The following is a 19,305-nucleotide window of genomic DNA, read 5'->3' as shown; positions in this document are numbered from 1 at the left end:
CGATGCGCTCGTGACGTGCCGATTCCTAGCGTGAGGCGCATGAAGCACGCACTCATCACCGGAGCCTCGCGAGGGCTGGGGCTCGCGCTCGCCAAGGCGCTCGCCGACGACGGCTGGTCGCTCCTGCTCACCGCGCGCGGTGAAGAGGACCTGATGTCGGCCGCTTTCGACCTCGGCGCCCGGGCCCTTCCCGGAGACGTCGCCGACCCGGCGCACGTGGCGAGGCTCGCCGACTCCGTGCCCGAGCTCGACCTCCTGGTCAACAACGCGAGCGGGCTCGGCCCCACCCCGCTGCCCAGGCTCGCCGACTATCCGCTCGACGCGCTGCGCGCGCTGTTCGAGACGAACGTGATCGCGCCGCTCGCGCTGGTCCAGGCGACCCTGCCGGCGCTGCGCAAGCGGCGGGGCGCGATCCTCAACATCTCCTCCGACGCCGCCGTCGAGGCGTACGAGGGCTGGGGCGGCTACGGCGCGACCAAGGCCGCCCTCGACCAGGTGTCGAACGTCCTGGCCGCCGAGGAGCCCGACGTGACGGTCTGGTGGGTGGACCCGGGGGAGATGCGCACCCGCATGCTGACGGACGCGGTCGGCCCGGAGGAGGCCGGAGCGGCGCCGCCGCCCGAGAGCGTGGTGCCCGCGCTGCTGCGCCTCGTCGGCTCCCGCCCCGCCCCCGGCCGTTTCACCCGGGGAGCGCTGGAATGACCACCCCCGATCCGGCGATCCGGCCCTACGGGGAGTCGTTCGAGTTCGCGCTGGGGGCGGCGCTGGAGGCGCACGAACCGCCGGAGGCGCGCGGGCTGCGCCGCGACGAGGTCAGGCTGCTGGTGTCGCGCCGCGACACCGGCGAGATCACCCATCACGTCTTCGCCGACCTGCCGTCGCTGCTGTCCCCCGGCGACCTGCTGGTGGTCAACGACTCCGCCACCCTGCCCGCGGCGGTGCGGCTCGACCGGCTGGCCGTCCACTTCTCCGGCCGTCTCGCGTCCGGCGAGTGGCTGGTCGAGCTGCGCCGCCGTACGGGGACGGCGACGGAGCCCTACTCGGGCGCCGCGCCCGGTGAGTGGCTGCCACTGCCGGGAGGGGCCACGCTGCGCCTGCTGGCGCCGGAGACGCCGCGCCTGTGGCGGGCCCGCCTCGACCGCGACGTGCTCTCCTACCTCGCCAGGCACGGCGTGCCCATCCGCTACGGCTACGTGAGGCGCGACTGGCCGCTCGCCGACTATCAGACGGTCTTCGGGGTCGAGCCGGGCAGCGCGGAGATGCCGAGCGCCGGCCGGCCGTTCACCCCGGAGCTCGTCACCGCCCTGGTCAGCCGGGGAATCGGGGTCGCGCCGATCACGCTGCACACCGGGGTCGCGTCTCCGGAGAAGGACGAACCGCCCTATCCCGAGTGGTTCGCCGTCTCCGAGCGGACGGCACGGCTGGTGAACATCACGCATGAGCACGGGGGCCGGGTGATCGCCGTCGGCACGACCGTCGTGCGGGCGCTGGAGACCGCCGCCCGCGACGCCCCGGACACGGTGCGGGCGGCGTCGGGCTGGACCTCGCGCGTCGTCACGCCCGAGGGAGGCGTACGCGCGGTGGACGGCCTGGTCACGGGCCTGCACGAGCCCCGGTCAACCCACCTGATGATGCTGTCGGCGATCACCGGGACGGGCGTGCTGGCCCGCTCGTACGAGGCGGCGCTGGAGGAGGGCTACCTCTGGCACGAGTTCGGCGACAGCCATCTCATCCTCTGACACGTGATTCCTGACGCGTGATCGAACCGTGACCTCGATCGTCAAGGCTGGCCCGCATGCGTACCCTCATCGGCAAGCCGACCGCGCTGCTGGCCGTGCCGCTGGCCGCGGGCGCACTGGTCGCGTCCGGCGCGCCCGCCTCCGCCGCGTCGTCGGCCGCGTCCGCATCGTCCGCCTCCTCGTCAACGGCGGCCTCGGCGCCCGTCCGCATCCAGGTCAGTTTCCCCTACCGCGCCCGCGCCGGGCACGTGGTGACGTTCACGGTCAAGCTCGTCAACAGGCTCAAGACCAAGACCGACGAGATCTTCCTCGCGGTCAAGTTCCCCAAGAACGTCACCAAGACCCGGATCTACGTGCCGCACGGCTCCCGCTATCACGAGCACTGCACGCGGGAGCGGACCCGCTCGCTGTGCGTGCTCCCCGGTCTCAAGAAGGGCAAGAGCTACACGTTCTATGCGAAGGCCCAGGTGAGCGGGTCCGCCCGCGGCAAACTCTACGGCTACTTCGGCGGCGCGGTCGTCGACACCTCGACGAACACCGACCCCAGGCGGCTGCTCTCGGAGTTCGGCGACAGCATCGGCTGGGTGAAGTCGAAGAGCACGATCACCCGCTGACCCCGTCCATCCTCCACGGCGCCCGCCCGGGGTCTCCGGGCAGGCGCCGCCGATCGTCCGGCGGCTTGTCCGGCGGTTTGTCAGGCCGCCGCGGCCCGCTCCCCGGGCTCCACCAGTCCCGTCCTGACCTGGGCCTCGGCGATCCGCGCGAGCTCCGCCCGCGCCTGTCTCCGGTGGGCCCGGCTGCCGTACACGGGCGGGCGGTCCAGCCGTACGGCGGGGAAGACCGTCACCTCCGCGACGAGGTCCCGGGCGGCGACGATCCGCAGGACGGACGCGAGCAGCGTGTCGTCCCCGACGTACGACGGCCGGGTGGACACGCCTGTTCCGGCGCCCTCGGGAAGCTCGAGGAACCGCAGCGCCACCGGCCGCACGGGCACCCCGGCGTCGATCGCCGCCTGGAACACCGCGGGCCGGAACCGGCCCATCTCGCGTCCGCACCACGTCGTGCCCTCGGGGAACGCGGCCACGCTCTCACCGCGCCGCAGCGCGGCGGTCATGTCCGCGACTACCTCCGGCAGGGCGGACGGCCGGTCCCTGTCGATGAACAGGGCGCCGCCCCCGGCGGCCAGCGTGCGTACGACGGGCCACCTGCCCACCTCGGCCTTGGCCAGCGGGCGGCAGGCGAAGGTCGCCGTGATCACCAGGGGGTCGAGCCACGAGACGTGGTTGCCGACGAGCAGGGCGGGCCCGTCCTCCTCCGGCACGGCCCGCGCCCGCGCCGAGCCCCCGATGCAGGAGAACCCGCGACGCGTCACGATCCTCACGCCGAGTGCCCGCAGCAGCAGCCGTGACCAGCGCGTCGTGACCGCCTCTCGCCACGCCGTACGGCCGAGGGCGAGCGCGATCGGCAGACCGGCGAGCAGCACCACGACCACGCCCAGCAGGCGGGCGGCCCGCCGCAGGGGGCCCGCCGTACGGGCCTGTGCCCGCACGCAGAGGTCCGGCGCGCAGGGGGAGGCGGGCAGCCAGGCGGAGGAGGCCGCGGGCAGGTGGGTGACGGCGCTCATCGCGACCGCCCGAGGAAGTGCCGCAGATAGCGGGGGTCGGCGTCGGCCACGCGCAGCAGCACGAAGAAGTCCGCGGTGCCGAAGTCGGGATCATGGGCGGGCGCGCCGCAGATCCACGCCCCGAGCCGCAGATAACCGCGTAGCAGCGGCGGCACCGCGAACCGGCCGGGGCGGGGGACCCCGTCGCCGCGCCAGGGCGTGCGCGGCGTGACGCGATACTCCTGCGGCCCCAGCGCGACCCGGTCGACGACACCGGCGGCGACCACGCCGCCGTCGTCCAGGGGCACCGAGCAGCAGCCCGCCAGCCAAGCGTGCCCGCGGTCGGCCATGTAGCGCGCGATCCCGGCCCACATCAGCGCGACGACCGCGCCGCCGCGGTGGCCGGGGTGCACGCAGGTGCGCCCGGCCTCGACCAGGTCGCCGCGCAGGCCCTCCAGCGCCCGGAGGTCGAACTCCGCGTCGGAGTAGAGCCGGTCGGAGCGGCGGGGCGGCAGCAGGCGGTAGGTGCCGACCACCGTGTCACCCTCGCGGACGAGGAGATGGTCGCAGTAGGCGTCGAGGGGTTCGACGTCGAGCCCGTTCAGCGGGGAGTCGAGCCGGGCGCCCATCTCCCCGGCGAAAACCTCGTAACGCAGGCGCTGGGCGGCACGCAGATCCGCGGCGCTCTCGGCGAGCCCGACGGTGTAACGGCCGGAATCAAGGGAATGCTGGGGCTGCAGCGAGATCGTCATGCGTGTCGCGTCCTTCCTCGGGGGGTGCCGGCCGCGGTGAGGCGTCCCGTCTCTCCCGGCCCCTTCCACGGCCCACCACCATGACGACATGCGGAAATGACAACGGAGCCTCAGAGCGGGGGCATGAAGACGTCCGCATCGTGAACCTCGTGCGCGCACACGACAAGCGGCGCAGTAACCTCAAACAACGTGAACCAGCGCACGCTCCTGATCACGCTGACCGGTCCGGATCGCCCGGGCGTCACCTCGCGGCTGTTCTCCGTACTGTCCGGGTTCCCGGTCGTCGTGGCCGACGTGGAGCAGGTCGTCATCCGAGGCCGCCTCACCCTGGGCGTCCTCGTCGCGTACGCCGGGGGTCCGCCCACCGGCACCGGAGGCACGATCGGCGGCCTGTGGACGGCCGTCGAGCAGGTCGCCGCCGACCTCGACATGGACCTGGAGATCGCGACCGGCACGCACTCCAAGGAGAAGCGGCGACGCGGGCGGCTGCACGTCACCGTCCTGGGCGCGCCGCTGCTGCCCGCCGCCATGGCCGGGATCGCCGGCCGGATCGCGGCGAGCGGAGCCAACATCGACAGGATCGAACGGCTGTCGAGCTATCCGGTGACGTGCATCGAGCTCGCCGTGTCCGGCGCCGATCCCGAGTCGCTGCGGGCGGAGCTGGCCGCGGAGGCGGCGGCCCAGCAGGTGGACGTGGCCGTGCAGCGCAGCGGCCTGCACCGCCGCGCCAAGCGCCTCATCGTGATGGACGTCGACTCGACGCTGATCCAGAACGAGGTCATCGAGCTGCTGGCCCGGCACGCCGGGTGCCTGGACGAGGTCGCCCGGGTCACCGACGAGGCCATGCGCGGCGAGCTCGACTTCGCCGAGTCGCTGGTCAGGCGGGTCGCGCTGCTCGAAGGGCTGTCGGAGGAGGTCTTCGAGAAGGTCGCCAAGGAGGTCGTCCTCACCCCCGGCGCGCGCACGCTGGTGCGGACCCTCAAGCGGCTCGACTATCGCTTCGCGATCGTGAGCGGCGGCTTCACCCAGATCACCGACTCCCTCGTGGCCGATCTCGGCATCGACTATTCGGCCGCCAACACCCTTGAGGTCGTGAACGGCCGGCTCACCGGGCGGGTCGTCGGCGAGATCGTCGACCGGCCGGGCAAGGCCCGCGCGCTGGAGCGCTTCGCCGCCGAGGCGGGCATCCCGCTCAGCCAGACCGTCGCGATCGGCGACGGCGCGAACGACCTCGACATGTTCGCCGCCGCCGGGCTCGGCATCGCCTTCAACGCCAAGCCCATCGTGCGGCAGGCCGCCGACACCGCGGTCAACGTGCCCTATCTCGACTCGATCCTCTATCTGCTCGGCATCTCCCGCGAGGAGGTCGAGGCGGCCGACGCCGAGGACGGCATGCCGCCCACCATGAACTGAAATCTCAGGACCTGGTCGCGAACGCGCCTGATGCCACCGCGCACAGCCGTACGGCGTCGGCACCGAGTGAGCGCAGGGCCTGGTCGACGGCGGCGGTGCGCAGCAGCGCCCGCCCGGAGCCGGGCTCGGCGTCGTCCGCCTCCAGTTCGGTGAGCCGGCGCTCGGCCTGGGCGCCGACCCACACGGCGTCGTCCGCGAGCCCCCGGCTCACCTCCCCCGCCGGTTCGTACGGCTCCCGCCCCCACACGGCCTGCGCGGCGCCCCGCAGGTGGACGGCCACGGCGTCCAGGACGTCGGGCACCGGCCCGGCCCCGGTGGGTTCGTCGCGGAGCACCGAGATCAGCGTCAGCAGGTCGTCACGCACCCGCTGGGCGGCCTCCACGGCCTCCTCGACCGCGTCGGGGGCCGTGCCGCCGGGCTCCTTGGCGATGTAGCCGAGCGCCGCCGTGACCATGTCGGCGTCCACCGCGGCCTTCCTGATCCGCTCGTCGGCCCGCTCGACGCCCGCCTTCCCCCGGGCCATCTGCGCCAGCGTCCGGGCGGCCGCCGCGTGCGAGTCGAGCATCCGGCCGACCCGCTCGGCCAGCCGGTCCGTCTCCCCTCGCGGCCACAGCAGCCGCGCGCACGCGATGGCGATGACACCGCCGAGGATGGTCAGCACGACCCGCGACTCGGCGATCCCCGCGGTCTGCGGCCTCTGGAAGTCGAGCAGCAGCAGCACGCACATCGTCATGAACGTCGCCCAGTAGGCCTGGTGGGTCGGGGCCAGGCCGAACGCCAGCGCGGCCGACACCCCGATCAACGCGACGAGCGTCCAGTGACCCGGCATGAGGTGGAGGATGCCGGCCGAGATCAGGCCCCCGGCCGTGCTGCCGCCCACCCGCGCCCACACCTTCGCCCGCGTCTCGCCGTACGTCGGCTGGATGGTGACCAGCACCGCGATCACCAGCCAGTGCGGATAGGCGGGCTTGAACAGCACGATGACGATCGAGGCGAAGGCGGTGCCGAGCACGACCCGCAGGGCGTGCCGCACGCGCGGGTCGTCGAAGGCGAGCGACGGAGAGACCGCCAGCGTGGTCAGATCGAGGCCGGGTGTGCACAGGCGGCGGGCCGCCTCAAGGGAGCCGTCGAGCGCCTCCCGGATCCGCCCGGCGCTGTGCGCGATCTGCCGGAGGAGGACGAGCACGACCATCTCGCGCCTGCCGCCCGCGGCCCGGTCGCGCAGCCGGTCGACCCGGTCGCCGAAGTCCACGATCGACACGCGCTCGGGCGGGCACTCGGCCAGATAGGCGCGCAGCGTCGCGGACAGCGAGGCCACGAGGTCGCAGATCCCCGCCTCGTCCGCCGCGCCGGGCGCACGCCGGGCCAGCGTGCCGCACAGCCCGCGCAACGCGATGATCTCGTGGAACACCCGGCGCAACGCGAGCGCGACCTCCTCTGCCGCCCGCGACCGCTCCCACTGGACGCGGCGGGCGCGGGCCATGCGGACATCGGCGATCGCGGCGGTGGCCTTCCTGCGGCGCTCGTCCCACTCGTCCTGACCGACGGCGGGGTCGGCCACGGCCTCGGCCAGCTCGGCCAGGGTGTCGGCCGCCTCGCCCAGCACCGCGACGACCGGGCGGGTGCGCCGCCACGGCCAGGGCAGCGTGAGCAGGACTGCCGCCAGCAGGCCGCCGAGCAGTTGCAGGCCGGTGTGCGGCGCCGGATCGAGCGGCAGCGGGTTGGCGGCGGTCAGCAGCAGCGTGAGCGCCGGGGTGACGCCGATCGGGCGCACCAGGCCGCCCAGCCCGGCCAGGGCAGAGGCGACCAGCACCATGGCCCAGCTGCTGCCCGACAGCAGGATCCCCAGCGACGTCCCCACGCCGACCGACAGCACGACGCCGAGCAGAAACGGCGTGCGCACACCCGCGGGGTTCACGATGGCCCGCCCCGCGACCAGCCACGCGCCGACGCCGACCGTCGCGCCGCCCGCGGGATGGCCGGCGAGCAGGCCGGTCAGCAGCGGGATCAGCAGGCAGGCGGCCCCGGTCAGGCCGAAGCCGAGCGCGAGGCGTGGATCCTCCAGCCTCGGCGCCCTGGCGAGCACGACGTTCCTGAGCGGCAGGCGGGTGTTTCTACCCGCCGTGCCGCCCGGCAATCAGGGGCGGCTCATCCGGGCCAGCCGTCCGGTGCCGGGGGCGAGGTGCTCCCACGACGGCACGTCCAGCTCGATCACCGCGTACGCGCAGGGCGGGAAGCCGTCGAGCCGCGCGTCGGTGAGGGCGACCACGAGCTCGTGCACGCCCGGGTTGTGGCCGACGAGCACCACCGCCGCGATCTCGTCGTCCGTACGGCGCAGCACGCCGAGCAGGTCGTCGGGGTACGCCTCGTAGATGTCGCGCTCGATCTCGACGGGAGCGTCGAGGCCGAGCAGCTCGGCGGTCCTGCGGGTGCGGACCGACGGCGAGCACAGGACGAGCTCCGGGGCGAGCCGCCTGATCTCCTCCCCCGCCGCGCGGGCGTCGCGCTCACCACTGGGGGTGAGCGGACGTTCGGTGTCCAGGAGGCCGGGCACCTGGCCCGCCTTGGCGTGCCTGACCACGACGAGCGTCCGGGCGCTCACGGCATGGCCCACACGGCGAGACCCACGATCACGGCCATCATCACGGCCATGGTCAGCAGGATCAGCGCCAGCGTCCTGCCCCCGTTCGGCTTGTCCATAAGTGCTCAGTGTATGGAGAAGGTCCCCCGCTCCAGGAGCGAGGGACCTTCGTAGTCAGTGCTCTCAGTGAGCGACGGGCTCCGTGGCGCGGGACTCCACGTCGGCCTCACCGGACGGGGCGATGCCCGTGGCGCGGCGCTTGGAGACCACCACGGCGCCGACCACGACCGCCACCGCGACGACCGTCGCGGTGACACGGACCGCGACGTTGTCGGCGTACGTGACGACGGCCGGGGCGATCAGCAGCGCGACCAGGTTCATCACCTTGATCAGCGGGTTGATGGCCGGGCCGGCGGTGTCCTTGAACGGGTCGCCGACGGTGTCACCGATGACGGTGGCGGCGTGCGCCTCCGAGCCCTTGCCGCCGTGGTGGCCGTCCTCGACCAGCTTCTTGGCGTTGTCCCAGGCGCCGCCGGAGTTGGCGAGGAACACCGCCATCAGCGTTCCGGCCGCGATGGCGCCGGCCAGGTAGGCGCCGAGCGGCGCGTACCCGAGCGCGAAGCCGACCGCGATCGGGGTCAGCACGGCGAGCAGGCCGGGGGTCGCGAGCTCGCGCAGCGAGTCGCGGGTGCAGATGTCCACCACGCGGCCGTAGTCCGGCAGCTCGGTGCCGTCCATGATCCCCGGCTTGGTGCGGAACTGCTCGCGCACCTCGTACACGACCCGGCCGGCGGCGCGGCCGACGGCGCTGATCGCGAGGGCGGAGAACAGGAACACCACGGCCGCGCCGACGATGAGGCCGACCAGGGCGTTCGGGGCGTCCACCGACAGGCTGAAGTTCGCGAACGACCCGAGCGCGTCCTTCACGCCCTGTGTCGCCTTGGCCAGCTCGCCTTCGACCGCCGTACGGAACGAGCCGAACAACGCGGTCGCCGCGAGCACGGCGGTCGCGATCGCGATGCCCTTGGTGATCGCCTTGGTGGTGTTGCCGACCGCGTCGAGCGAGGTGAGCACGCGCGCACCCTCGCCCTCGACGTCGCCCGACATCTCGGCGATGCCCTGGGCGTTGTCGGAGACCGGGCCGAAGGTGTCCATCGACACGATCACGCCGACCGTGGTCAGCAGGCCGGTGCCCGCGAGGGCCACGGCGAACAGCGCCACGGTCACGTTGCCGAAGCCGAGCAGGAACGCGCCGTAGACCGCGCCGCCGATCAGCAGCGCCGAGTAGACCGCGGACTCCAGACCGACCGAGATGCCGGACAGGATGACGGTGGCGGGGCCGGTGAGCGAGCTCTCGCCGATCTCCCGCACCGGGCGCCGGTTGGTCTCGGTGAAGTAGCCGGTGAGGATCTGGATGGCGCTGGCCAGCACCAGGCCCACGAGCACCGCGCCGATGGCGATCAGGCGCGGGTCGGCGGTGAGCGCGGCGACGTCCGCGGCCGCGCCGGACAGCTCGGCGAAGCTCGACGGGAGGTACGCGAACGCGGCGACGGCCACCAGCACGGCCGAGATGGCTGCGGAGATGAAGAAGCCGCGGTTGATGGCGGCCATGCCGGAACGGTCGCGGGAGCGCGGAGCCGTGGTGAAGATGCCGATGACCGCGGTGATCACACCGATCATCGGGACGATCAGCGGGAAGACCAGGCCCTCGGTGCCGAACGCGGCCTTGCCCAGGATCAGGCTCGCGACCAGGGTGACGGCGTACGACTCGAACAGGTCGGCGGCCATGCCGGCGCAGTCGCCGACGTTGTCACCGACGTTGTCGGCGATGGTGGCCGCGTTGCGCGGGTCGTCCTCGGGGATGCCCTGCTCGACCTTGCCGACCAGGTCGGCGCCGACGTCGGCGGCCTTGGTGAAGATGCCGCCGCCGACACGCATGAACATCGCGAGCAGCGCGGCCCCGAAGCCGAACCCCTCGAGGACGTTCGGCGCGTCGCCCTTGTAGACCAGCACCACGATCGCGGCGCCCAGGAGGCCGAGGCCGACCGTGAACATGCCGGCCACGCCACCCGTACGGAACGCGATGCGCATCGCGGTCTTCTCACCCGACTCGCGGGCGGCGGACGCCACGCGGACGTTTCCGCGTACGGCGAGCCACATTCCGATGAAACCGGTCAGCGCGGAGAACACCGCGCCGACGACGAAGAAGACGGACCGGCCGATGCGCTCGCCGGTCGAGCCCGCGGGGAGCAGAAGGAGCAGGAACGGAATGACGACGACGAATATGGCCAGCGTCCGGAACTGCCGCGCGAGATACGCGGCGGCGCCCTGCTGCACGGCACGCGCGATGTTCTGCATTCGCTCGGTGCCCTGCCCTGCGGCGAGCACCTCGCGGACGAGACCGCCCGCGACCGCCAACGCCAGCAACGCCACGACGGCGACGACTATGACAAGAGTGAGATGGGAACCGTTCAGAGCTACCGCTGCGCCTTCGCCAGCGGCGTGCAAGGCAAACATCCGTCCTCCTCGGCCAGACGGGGTTTCGGTCCTCCTGCCCGGACGACGCTGAACGAACCCACTGGCCGTGCGGCGCTTCCGGGCGGGTTGGCAAGTGCCGCTTCCGGTTGCATCCGCAATACCTTGGCCGGTGCCGGGAGTCTACGCAGCGACGCCACGGATATGAAGGCCCTCGCGCCTCGTAATCGAAACGGCGTCCAGTAATGCCCGAACATTTGCACCGCTATGAAGGGGCTTTGACCAGCGGAGTCAGGGGCGCGGCGGCGATGGACGCCCTGGTTACGGCACTCCCCTACTCCTGGTTTCGGCCTGTCCGAAATAGGGCCGGACATAGCAAAAGATCGAGTGTCACGCCGGGGGCGACACTCGATCTGCTCGTAGGTTTCGCCTCGAAGCCTGCCGCGGCAGGTCTTCGAGGTGCGTGAAAGTCCTCTTGGATGCCCTGTGAGGCTTGGCGGCTTTCGCCGGTCAGGGGGCGGCGATGCCGGGGGACGACGCGGGCCAGCTCATGCGGATGCGCATGCCCTTCGGCCCGGGGAGCACCTCGACGTCGTCGGCAAGTCCCGCGATGACCGCGATGCCCAGATTGTCGATCTCGGGCATGAGGCTGCCGTTCGCCTCCAGCACCTGGGGCGTCACGTCCTCGCTGGGGGCGGCGTCCGTGACCGTCACCTCGAAGCGCCCCGCGTCATCGCGTAACTCGATGCGTACCGGCTCCCCCGGGCAGTGGAGGCGGTGCGCCTCCACAGCCCGCGAGCACGCCTCCCCGACGGCGAGCCGCACCTCGTCCAGGATCGCCTCGGCCACTCCCGTGCGGCGGGCGATGGCCGTGGCGACCAACCGGGCCGTACGCACGTGGGCGGGCAGAGCGCTGAACGTCAGCTCGACGGTGGCCATGTTGCTGAGTCCTCGGCCGTCACTTGTCCCGGCCGTGGGCTTCCTTGGCCTCCTCGACCGAGGCGTAGATCCCGAAGACCTTCGTCAAGCCGGTGATGCGGAAGATCTTCAGGATGCGCTCCTGCGTGCAGACGAGCTCCAGGGAACCGTCGTGCGCCCGCACCCGCTTGAGGCCGCCGACCAGCACGCCAAGACCGGTCGAGTCGAGGAAGTCCACCTTCTCCATGTTCACGAGCAGGTGGAAGTTGCCCTTGTTGACCAGGTCGATCAGCAGCTCACGCAGTCTGGGCGCGGTGTAGACGTCGATCTCACCCTCGACATCGACGATGGTGAGATTGTCCTCGGAATGGTGGTCCAACTTCAGATCCACAGATCCTCCAGCGCCTTACTTGCGTAGGTCTCGATACAGGTCATGCATCCTGGTAGTCCAGAGGCACGACCCGATGCGCGGCATTCAACCACGCTACGACTCCGTGTCTATACGAAATCACGACTCCGGGCGACTCTCCCCGCAGATGCCAAACTGGAAACCAGTGACTCCGACTTCTTCGTCCTCTGCCCGAACAGGCGACCTTCTCACCCGTCTGCTCGCGGTTCCCGCACGCCGGGGACGCGTCACTCATGTGGAGCATGTTCCAGCACGTCAGGCAGGTGAGGCGAGATGGCCGGAATGGGCTCCTGAGCTGCTGGTCTCGCGCCTTCGCCTGCAAGGTGTCTCTGGCCTGTGGGAACACCAGCTTATAGCCGCCGAGCTGGTTAAACGTGGCCAAAACGTGATCATTGCCACAGGAACCGCGTCCGGAAAATCGCTGGCCTACCTGGTGCCGGCCGTCGCGGACATCTTCGCCGGTGGCACCGTGCTTTATCTCACCCCGACCAAGGCACTCGCCGCCGACCAGCTCAGAGCCCTGCGCAAGCTGCGGCTGACGCAGGTGCGCGCGGCGACGTACGACGGCGACACGCCGCCAGAGGAACGCCGGTGGGTCCGTCAGAACGCCAACTACGTGCTGACCAACCCGGACATGCTGCACAGGTCGATTCTGCCCCGGCACTCGTCCTGGTCGTCGTTCTGGCGGCGGCTGCGGCTGGTGGTCGTGGACGAGTGCCACGGCTACCGGGGCGTCTTCGGCTCCCACGTCGCCCAGATCCTGCGCCGGCTGCGCCGGGTCGCCGCCCGATACGGCTCTTCTCCCGTGTTCCTGCTGGCGTCGGCCACCGCGAGCGACCCCGCCGCCGCGGGAATGCGCCTTACCGGGCTTGAGATGGCCGAGGTGACCACGGACGCCTCTCCCCGGGGTTCGACCACCTTCGCCCTGTGGGAGCCGCCTCTGACCGATTTACGCGGGGAAAGCGGCGCTCCCGTCCGCCGTACGGCCACGGCCGAGGCGGCCGATCTCCTGGCGGACCTCGTGATCGAGGACGTCCGCACGCTCGCGTTCGTCCGCTCCCGCCGCGCCGCCGAGGCCGTCGCCCTCACCGCCCGCCGCACTCTTGAGGAGGTCGAGGCCCTCCTCGACGCCGAGCCCCAGCCGTACGGGGAGTACGGAGAGGGCCTGCCGGAAGAGATGAGCGACGCGGGCCGGCCCTTCGGCAGCGTTTCGGGCGGCGCGGGCCAGGCCTTCGGCGACGGCGCGGGCGACGGCACGGCTCGGGGCGACGCCTCAGGCGCCGGCGGGGCACGCGACGCGGGCCGGCCCTTCGGCAGCGTTTCGGGCGGCGCGGGCCAGGCCTTCGGCGACGGCGCGGGCGACGGCACGGCTAGGGGCGACGCCTCAGGCGCCGGCGGGGCACGCGACGCGGACCGGCCCTTCGGCGAGATCGGCGGCGGGCGGGAGCGGCCCTCCTCCGTGGCCGCCGAGATCCCCCAGGGCACCAAGACCTCCGACACCGCCGAGACCTCCCATGAAACGGCTGAGACCGGCGCGGGCCGCGGGACCGACCATAGAGTGCGGCTGGCCGACCGGGTGGCGGCCTACCGGGCGGGCTACCTGGCCGACGATCGGCGCGTGCTCGAAAAGGCCCTGCGTTCGGGCGAGCTGACCGGCCTGGCCACCACCAACGCTCTCGAGCTCGGCGTCGACGTCTCGGGGCTCGACGCGGTCCTCATCGCCGGGTGGCCCGGCACCCGTGCCTCCTTGTGGCAGCAGGCGGGCCGGGCCGGGCGTGCGGGCCAGGACGCGCTGGCCGTACTGATCGCGCGTGACGATCCGCTCGACACCTACATCGTCCATCATCCGGAGGCGGTGTTCGGGCAGCCCGTGGAGGCCATCGTCCTCGATCCCGACAATCCGTACGTGCTGGCGCCTCACCTGTGCGCGGCCGCCGCGGAGATCCCGCTGACCGAGGACGACCTGAAGACCTTCGGCCCGGCGGCGCGGGGCGTGCTCGACGATCTCGTGGAGCAGGGGCTGCTGCGCAGGCGCCCCACGGGGTGGTTCTGGACGAGCCGGGACCACGCCGCCGATCTGGCGGACATCCGCGGCTCGGGCGGCGCTCCCGTACAGGTCGTGGAGGCGTCCACCGGCCGTCTGCTGGGCACGGTCGACGAGCCGTCGGCGCACACCATGGTCCATGCCGGGGCCGTCTACCTGCACCAGAGCGAGACGTTCGTGGTCGACGTGCTCGACCTGGAGGCGGGGGTCGCCCTGGTCACCGCCGCCGACCCGGACTACACGACCTTCGCGCGGGACGTCACCGACATCCGGGTGATGGAGTCGCTGCGGTCGCGGCCCTTCGGGCCCGGCACCCTGCACTTCGGCTCGGTGGAGGTCACCCGCCAGGTCGTCTCGTACCTCAAGCGGCGCACGCAGACCGGGGAGGTCCTCGGCGAGGAGCCACTCGACCTGCCGCCGCGTACGCTCTGCACACGCGCGGTCTGGTGGACCCTGCCCACGCCCGCGCTCGCCGACCTCGTCAAGCCTGGAGAAGCGGTCGATCTCGGCGGGGCGGCGCACGCGGCCGAGCACGCCTCGATCGGCCTGCTGCCGCTCTTCGCGACCTGCGACCGCTGGGACATCGGCGGCGTATCCACCGAGCTCCACCCCGACACCGGCCTGCTCACCGTCTTCGTCTACGACGGCCACGACGGTGGCGCGGGCTTCGCCGAGCGCGGGTACGCCCGGGCGTCCGACTGGCTGACGGCGACACGGGAGGCGATCGCCTCGTGCGAGTGCGAGCGCGGCTGCCCGTCCTGCATCCAGTCCCCCAAGTGCGGCAACGGCAACGAGCCGCTCGACAAGGCCGGAGCGATCCGCCTCCTCGACATCCTCCTGGCCACCTGATTACGGCGCACAACACGGCAGACCACGGACGGGACCGAACAGACAGGCAGGCCCTCCGGGGAGCGGAGCGACCTGCCCCGGCAGGCGGGCCCTCCCAGCACGGCCCCCCACGAGGCGATCAACGGCGGAGGCGGCCGACGCGCACCGGAGGCACATGTCCGAGGGATCCGCCTTCTGACCCCTGATCACGGCGCACGGAGACACGGCGGGCCGCCGCCCCTGGCAGGCGGATCGGCTCGCCTCATAGGCGGGCGGGCGGCGGAGGTGCCGGGACGATGCGGCCGTCAGAGATCGCGCCGACGGCCGGAGTAGAGGTGGTCGTCGTCCTCCGTCCAGATGTCCGGCTCGGGCTGGCGGAGAGGCCGTTCCAGCATCTGGCCGTTGATCGCCGCACCCGCGGGCACCACCGGCGCCGGTATCACCGGCGGCGGCTCCTGCCGGTCCGGCCGGTCGAGAGCGGGCGCCGGTTCCTGACCGAAGGTCGTGGTCTCCTGGTCCGTGCCCGTGCCCGTGTCCGTGCCCGCGTCAGGATCGGCATCCGCGCCGACACCTGAGCCAGGACCGGAGTGGGTGCCCGTCCCTGCGCCCGCGCCGACGCCTGTGCCAGGGCCGGGGTAGGTGCCCGTGCCGGGGTAGGTGCCCGTGCCGGGGTAGGTGCCCGTGCCGACGCCTGCGCCAGAGCCCGGCAAAGTGCCCGTCCCTGCGCCCGCGCCAGGGTTGGCGCCCGTGCCGACGCCTGAGCCAGGGCCTGGGGAGGTACCCGTCCCTGCGCCCGCGCCAGGGTTGGCGCCCGTGCCGACGCCTGAGCCAGGGATGGTGTCCACACCGACGCTTGCGCCCGGGATGGTGTCCGCGCCCGCGTCAGGGTTGGTGTCCGTACCGGCATCTGCGGCCGGGATGGTGTCGGTGTCCTCGGTCGTCGAGGAGACGGCGTCCAAGTGGGTCTCGGTGTCGGCCTCCGTCTCCGGGAGACTCTCGCGGGCCTTCGGCCTGGCCAGGATGACGGAGGGACGTCGCAGGGGCGCCTTCCCCCGGGCCTTCGCCGTGGCGCCGGCACTCAACGCGGCCGCGCCACTCGCCACCATGGCGGCCTCAGGTGAGGCGCCCGTCTGTCCTGTCAGCGGCCGCGGCTCCGGACCGCCGGATCGTCCCGCGCCCGCGCTGTCACTCGTCAGGCCCTTGCGCCGCAGCCAGGCGCCCAGGTTCGCGCCTGTGAGGAGCAGGACGACGGCGAGGGCGACGTACACGCCGAAGCTCAGCCCGCCGAGCGGCAGGAAAGACGACTGAGCCGTCATCTTCGGGTCGTCGGCCTTCTCCGGGACGACCACCGGCTCGGTCTGGTCACTGCCGCCGTTCGCCTCCGGCAGCGTGAGCTCGGTGTCCTTCGGCAGCTCGGTGTCCTTGGGCAGTGCCGGTTCCGGGTTCGGCACGGCGGCGGACTGATGCGTCTTCGGAGTGTGGACGGCGGGTGGCCTGGCCGCCGACTGGACCGGCTTCTTCGACGGCTTCGGCGAGGGGCTCGGGGACGCCTTCGGAGCGGGAATGGTCACGTACGCGGCCGAGGAGCGCTGAGAGGCGACGGTGCCGCCTGTGCCGTCCGATCGGTACGCACGGACGGAGACGTCCACCTTCTGCCCGCCCAGGCCGGCCGGAAGCGCCATGCTCGTCTGACAGATCGAACCGGAGCAGGCGGAGTCGGCGGAAACGGAGCCGGACTTACCGGCCTTGACCGAGGCGATCTCGTACGACTGGAGATCCGGCTCGGCGCCCTTCGCCCAGCGGACCAGGACTGTCGAAGGATTCTTGAGCTGCGCCTCGACCCCGGCGGGAGCCTCCGGCGGGCGGCTGAGCACAAAGGTCGAGGTGGCGTAGGTCTTGTGCGTGACCTCGCCGAACAGGCTGACCGTGAACGTGCCGTTGGGGGCGTTGCCCGGGTCGAAGGCTCCGCTGATCGTCTGGTTCGCGCCACCCGAAGCGATCTTCTGCCGGGATATGGACGGTCCCTCGACGTACAGGGCCATGCTGATCTGGTACCAGTCCGTCTTCGCGGACACGGCCACCGCGCCGGACGACTTGACGACCTCCCCGTCCGCGGGAGACAGGATCTCGGCGTCGGCCGCGTTCGCGGGTGCGGCACCGATCATCGGCGTGCACGTCAGAGCCGCCAGACCGATCAACGCCGTTGTGCCCAGCCTGCGAACCCTGGTCACGACGCATCCCTTCGTACAGAACCGTCCGCCCCGGCTGCATCGGCCGAACACGAACGGCGACTGAGAGTACGCGGCACTTTACGCCAGCCGTCCGCTCTTGGACCTTGTGTCTAAGAAGTCGTGATTCTATTGCGACAGAAGCAGCCCCAGATGCGGAAGATCCAGATGCGCTCTGTGCCAGGGCGCGCCTGACCGGCCGATAAGGCCTCATCACGGCTCAACGGGTGTCAGCGGCGGGACCGCGGCTTCGATGGCGGCCACCGCCGCGAGGCAGAGATCCTTTCGGAATCGGGGACCGATGATCTGCACCGCCTGTGGAAACCCGCCGCGTTCGGCGATCGGCACCGCCACCGCGTTCACCCGTGGGTTCACCGCCTCGATGCGTCGCAGATGGGCCTCGATCGCCTCGCGGCACGACACCTCCCCGCCCCTGACGAGCTCGGCCAGGTCGCTCGCCGCCATCTCCCAGAGCTCCGTCACCGTGCACTCCTTTCGCCCGCCGTGGCTGCCGAACCTAGGGCGGATCTCCGGGAGAGAGCAGTCTTGTTCTTCGCCGCACGCTGATCCGCCCACCGGGCCGGTCTTCGCATGCCGGGACACCGACTCATGCCGGGGCACCGACCGGACCGGCCGATGCGGAGGCGGTGGCCGTCGCGGAACCGAGGAGGGGGACCACGAACCGCATGGTCACCACGATCTCGGCGACACCACCCGACAGCGAGCACGACCGCAGCACCGCGCCGTTGGCGACCGTGATCGCTTCCGCTCGATGACACGCCTCGTCCGGCACGGCCAGCGCCACGCGAGCGGCCCCGAGCGCGCTGAGGTCGGCGGCGCTCTGCGCTCGGTGTCGCGCGACCCGAGCGACGCCCACCTGGACGACGACCATCGCCGCCGCCCAGACGAAGATCATGAGGGCGATCGTCCAGATGGTCGCCGAGCCGCGTTCCCGCCCGAAGCTCGCCGGACCCCTGCATGCCTGCGATCTGCTCATCCACATGCCCCGCTATCCGCGATCCTCCAGGTCGGCCCAATGCCAGATCGTCCGAGTCCGGGCCTCCGGGTCCGAGCCCCCCATGTCCGGGCCTCGTGTCCAGGTCTTCATGCCAGGGCTCCATGTCCAGGTCTCCATGTCCGGGCCCCATGTCCGGGCCTCCGGGTCCGTGCCTCCGTGTCTGGGCCTCCGTGTCTGGGCCTCCGTGTCTGGGCCTCCGTGTCTGGGGCCGCGTGGTCTTGTATTCGCGCCGAGTGCATGATGAGCCGATCCTTGAGTCGGTTCCTGCGGACTCAGGGCCGCTTCCGGCTGCGTTCTTGTGGCTTCGCCGCCGCTTCGTCATCCGCGTTCGCCCCGTCGGTCGCGCATGCCTGGTCGGTCGCGCATGCCTGGTCGGTCGCGTACGCCTGGTCTCGGAGCGGCCAGGTCTTCCCGGAAGCCCGGAGACCGGGTCACCCGCGCGGGCGCGGACAGCGGCGGAAGAACGCCGGGTTCGGTGCTCGAGACAGCGGCGGCCCGGAGGCGAGCCGGCGGGAGCGGCGTCCTGAAAGGCGGCCGGACGGTCGCCACGACCTCGACCCGGGTGGTGTCCGCCCCCACGCGAATCGTCACCGTGGCGCCCTCCGGAGCCAGTCGCAGGACTGCCTCGCGCACCTCTTCGGCCACCTCTCCGCGCGCCGCCGCCCGTGCGCCGGCCCGGGCCGCGTCGACACATCGCAGTTGCGCGCCCACGATCGCCACCACCCACAGTGCGGCGGTCAGCACCAGCACGAGGGCCGGAAGCGCGACAGCGGTCTCCGCCGTCACCGACCCTCTGGCTGCGCTACGAAGCCTCCGTGACCCAGGCCGAGTCGCCCAACGATCCCGCCGGAGCCTCCGCCAGAGCCGCACGTCCGCCACACGGCGTCGCGGCAGCCACGCACAGCAGCGCATCGCCGGAAGACTCAGGCGGCCAGCTTCAGCGCCTTCTGGATGAGCGCGGCGAGCATCGACCTCACCTCGGCACTGGTGACCACCTTCCAGAGCAGTGCGGCGAACCCGCAGGCGGCTATCGTGCCGACGGCGTACTCCGCCGTGGACATGCCCGCGTCGGCCCTCGTCCGGGCCTGCACCGCCCACTGAACGGACAGCTCCCGAGCACGGCGCGAGGCCGTGGCGACCGATCGCCGCAGCGCGGCGTACGACCTCCGCGAGACGCCACCCATCGCTCGCACGGCGTTCCGGAGCCGGCCGAATCCCGCCCAACGGCCGAAGCCTGTGAACAGGGACGTACGTCCGGACCGGCCCAAGCTGGTGAGCACGGACATACGCGCCGAGA

17 protein-coding genes are annotated in these 19,305 nt (G+C 72.1%); 5 read left to right on the top strand and 12 right to left on the bottom strand.

Annotated features, from left to right (window positions below):
* Positions 1-39 precede the first annotated feature (39 nt).
* The 3 genes from FLV34_RS10740 to FLV34_RS10730 are packed head-to-tail and all read left to right on the top strand — an operon-like array spanning position 40 to position 2,353.
* Positions 40-702 carry an SDR family oxidoreductase gene (locus FLV34_RS10740; protein ID WP_142647903.1) on the top strand — a complete coding sequence of 221 codons (663 nt, stop codon included), beginning with the start codon at positions 40-42 and terminating at the stop codon, positions 700-702.
* Entirely contained in the window at positions 699-1,739 is a 1,041-nt protein-coding gene (locus FLV34_RS10735; protein ID WP_147943006.1) for an S-adenosylmethionine:tRNA ribosyltransferase-isomerase, read from the top strand. Before FLV34_RS10740 ends, FLV34_RS10735 begins: the two co-directional genes overlap by 4 nt.
* Before the next feature lie 56 nt (positions 1,740-1,795).
* Positions 1,796-2,353 carry a hypothetical protein gene (locus FLV34_RS10730; protein WP_142647901.1) on the top strand — a complete coding sequence of 186 codons (558 nt, stop codon included), beginning with the start codon at positions 1,796-1,798 and terminating at the stop codon, positions 2,351-2,353.
* Between the two features lie 80 nt (positions 2,354-2,433).
* Here the strand turns inward: FLV34_RS10730 and FLV34_RS10725 are convergent, their stop codons facing one another.
* Both FLV34_RS10725 and FLV34_RS10720 read right to left on the bottom strand, forming a co-directional pair.
* The gene (locus FLV34_RS10725; RefSeq protein WP_147943005.1) at positions 2,434-3,363 is read right to left on the bottom strand and encodes a lysophospholipid acyltransferase family protein; all 930 of its coding nucleotides are present in this window, start codon (positions 3,361-3,363) and stop codon (positions 2,434-2,436) included.
* Positions 3,360-4,094 (bottom strand): GNAT family N-acetyltransferase, encoded by a 735-nt coding sequence (locus FLV34_RS10720; RefSeq protein ID WP_142647899.1) that lies wholly within the window; start codon positions 4,092-4,094, stop codon positions 3,360-3,362. The genes FLV34_RS10725 and FLV34_RS10720 overlap by 4 nt, the downstream gene beginning before the upstream one ends.
* Positions 4,095-4,283: 189 nt before the next feature.
* Between FLV34_RS10720 and serB the strand changes: the two genes are divergently transcribed.
* The gene (gene serB, locus FLV34_RS10715) at positions 4,284-5,507 is read left to right on the top strand and encodes a phosphoserine phosphatase SerB (protein ID WP_185948976.1); all 1,224 of its coding nucleotides are present in this window, start codon (positions 4,284-4,286) and stop codon (positions 5,505-5,507) included.
* Positions 5,508-5,511: 4 nt separating this feature from the next.
* Here the strand turns inward: serB and FLV34_RS10710 are convergent, their stop codons facing one another.
* From FLV34_RS10710 to FLV34_RS10690, 5 genes are all read right to left on the bottom strand, one after another.
* Entirely contained in the window at positions 5,512-7,644 is a 2,133-nt protein-coding gene (locus FLV34_RS10710; protein ID WP_142647898.1) for an FUSC family protein, read from the bottom strand.
* Positions 7,645-8,109: a histidine phosphatase family protein gene (locus FLV34_RS10705; protein ID WP_260617263.1), complete on the bottom strand. Its 465-nt coding sequence runs from the start codon at positions 8,107-8,109 to the stop codon at positions 7,645-7,647. It lies immediately after the preceding gene.
* Positions 8,110-8,271: 162 nt separating this feature from the next.
* Positions 8,272-10,605: a sodium-translocating pyrophosphatase gene (locus FLV34_RS10700; protein WP_142647897.1), complete on the bottom strand. Its 2,334-nt coding sequence runs from the start codon at positions 10,603-10,605 to the stop codon at positions 8,272-8,274.
* Positions 10,606-11,073: 468 nt separating this feature from the next.
* Entirely contained in the window at positions 11,074-11,502 is a 429-nt protein-coding gene (locus FLV34_RS10695) for an ATP-binding protein (protein WP_142647896.1), read from the bottom strand.
* Between the two features lie 19 nt (positions 11,503-11,521).
* Entirely contained in the window at positions 11,522-11,872 is a 351-nt protein-coding gene (locus FLV34_RS10690; protein ID WP_030506779.1) for an STAS domain-containing protein, read from the bottom strand.
* Between the two features lie 403 nt (positions 11,873-12,275).
* Here FLV34_RS10690 and FLV34_RS10685 point away from each other — a divergent pair, with 403 nt between their 5' ends.
* Positions 12,276-14,783, top strand: coding sequence for a DEAD/DEAH box helicase (locus tag FLV34_RS10685; RefSeq protein ID WP_261985729.1), 2,508 nt, complete (start codon positions 12,276-12,278; stop codon positions 14,781-14,783).
* Positions 14,784-15,067: 284 nt separating this feature from the next.
* Here the strand turns inward: FLV34_RS10685 and FLV34_RS40330 are convergent, their stop codons facing one another.
* From FLV34_RS40330 to FLV34_RS10660, 5 genes are all read right to left on the bottom strand, one after another.
* A complete protein-coding gene (locus FLV34_RS40330) occupies positions 15,068-16,993 on the bottom strand; it encodes a hypothetical protein (RefSeq protein ID WP_187280598.1) in 1,926 nt (641 codons plus the stop codon).
* Positions 16,994-17,203: 210 nt separating this feature from the next.
* The gene (locus FLV34_RS10675) at positions 17,204-17,473 is read right to left on the bottom strand and encodes a hypothetical protein (protein ID WP_187280597.1); all 270 of its coding nucleotides are present in this window, start codon (positions 17,471-17,473) and stop codon (positions 17,204-17,206) included.
* Between the two features lie 124 nt (positions 17,474-17,597).
* Positions 17,598-17,987, bottom strand: coding sequence for an Rv3654c family TadE-like protein (locus tag FLV34_RS10670; protein ID WP_168065946.1), 390 nt, complete (start codon positions 17,985-17,987; stop codon positions 17,598-17,600).
* A 339-nt stretch (positions 17,988-18,326) separates the two neighbouring features.
* Complete coding sequence (locus tag FLV34_RS43230) at positions 18,327-18,920, bottom strand: TadE family type IV pilus minor pilin (RefSeq protein WP_147943002.1); 594 nt, start codon at positions 18,918-18,920, stop codon at positions 18,327-18,329.
* Between the two features lie 11 nt (positions 18,921-18,931).
* Positions 18,932-19,192 carry a DUF4244 domain-containing protein gene (locus FLV34_RS10660; RefSeq protein ID WP_142647890.1) on the bottom strand — a complete coding sequence of 87 codons (261 nt, stop codon included), beginning with the start codon at positions 19,190-19,192 and terminating at the stop codon, positions 18,932-18,934.
* Positions 19,193-19,305: the final 113 nt, after the last annotated feature.

This window comes from Microbispora sp. CSR-4, from assembly GCF_008033685.1.
Classification (GTDB): domain Bacteria; phylum Actinomycetota; class Actinomycetes; order Streptosporangiales; family Streptosporangiaceae; genus Microbispora.
The sequence above is the reverse complement of the archived record's forward strand: the minus strand, read 5'-3'. Positions and strand labels throughout refer to the sequence as shown.

Coding starts and splice junctions, on each gene's coding strand:
- FLV34_RS10740 (WP_142647903.1), top strand. CDS start 40: ATGAAGCACGCACTCATCACCGGAGCCTCGCGAGGGCTGGGGCTCGCG.
- FLV34_RS10735 (WP_147943006.1), top strand. CDS start 699: ATGACCACCCCCGATCCGGCGATCCGGCCCTACGGGGAGTCGTTCGAG.
- FLV34_RS10730 (WP_142647901.1), top strand. CDS start 1,796: ATGCGTACCCTCATCGGCAAGCCGACCGCGCTGCTGGCCGTGCCGCTG.
- FLV34_RS10725 (WP_147943005.1), bottom strand. CDS start 3,363: ATGAGCGCCGTCACCCACCTGCCCGCGGCCTCCTCCGCCTGGCTGCCC.
- FLV34_RS10720 (WP_142647899.1), bottom strand. CDS start 4,094: ATGACGATCTCGCTGCAGCCCCAGCATTCCCTTGATTCCGGCCGTTAC.
- FLV34_RS10700 (WP_142647897.1), bottom strand. CDS start 10,605: ATGTTTGCCTTGCACGCCGCTGGCGAAGGCGCAGCGGTAGCTCTGAAC.
- FLV34_RS10695 (WP_142647896.1), bottom strand. CDS start 11,502: ATGGCCACCGTCGAGCTGACGTTCAGCGCTCTGCCCGCCCACGTGCGT.
- FLV34_RS10670 (WP_168065946.1), bottom strand. CDS start 17,987: ATGAGCAGATCGCAGGCATGCAGGGGTCCGGCGAGCTTCGGGCGGGAA.
- FLV34_RS43230 (WP_147943002.1), bottom strand. CDS start 18,920: ATGCGCTGCTGTGCGTGGCTGCCGCGACGCCGTGTGGCGGACGTGCGG.
- FLV34_RS10660 (WP_142647890.1), bottom strand. CDS start 19,192: ATGGGTGGCGTCTCGCGGAGGTCGTACGCCGCGCTGCGGCGATCGGTC.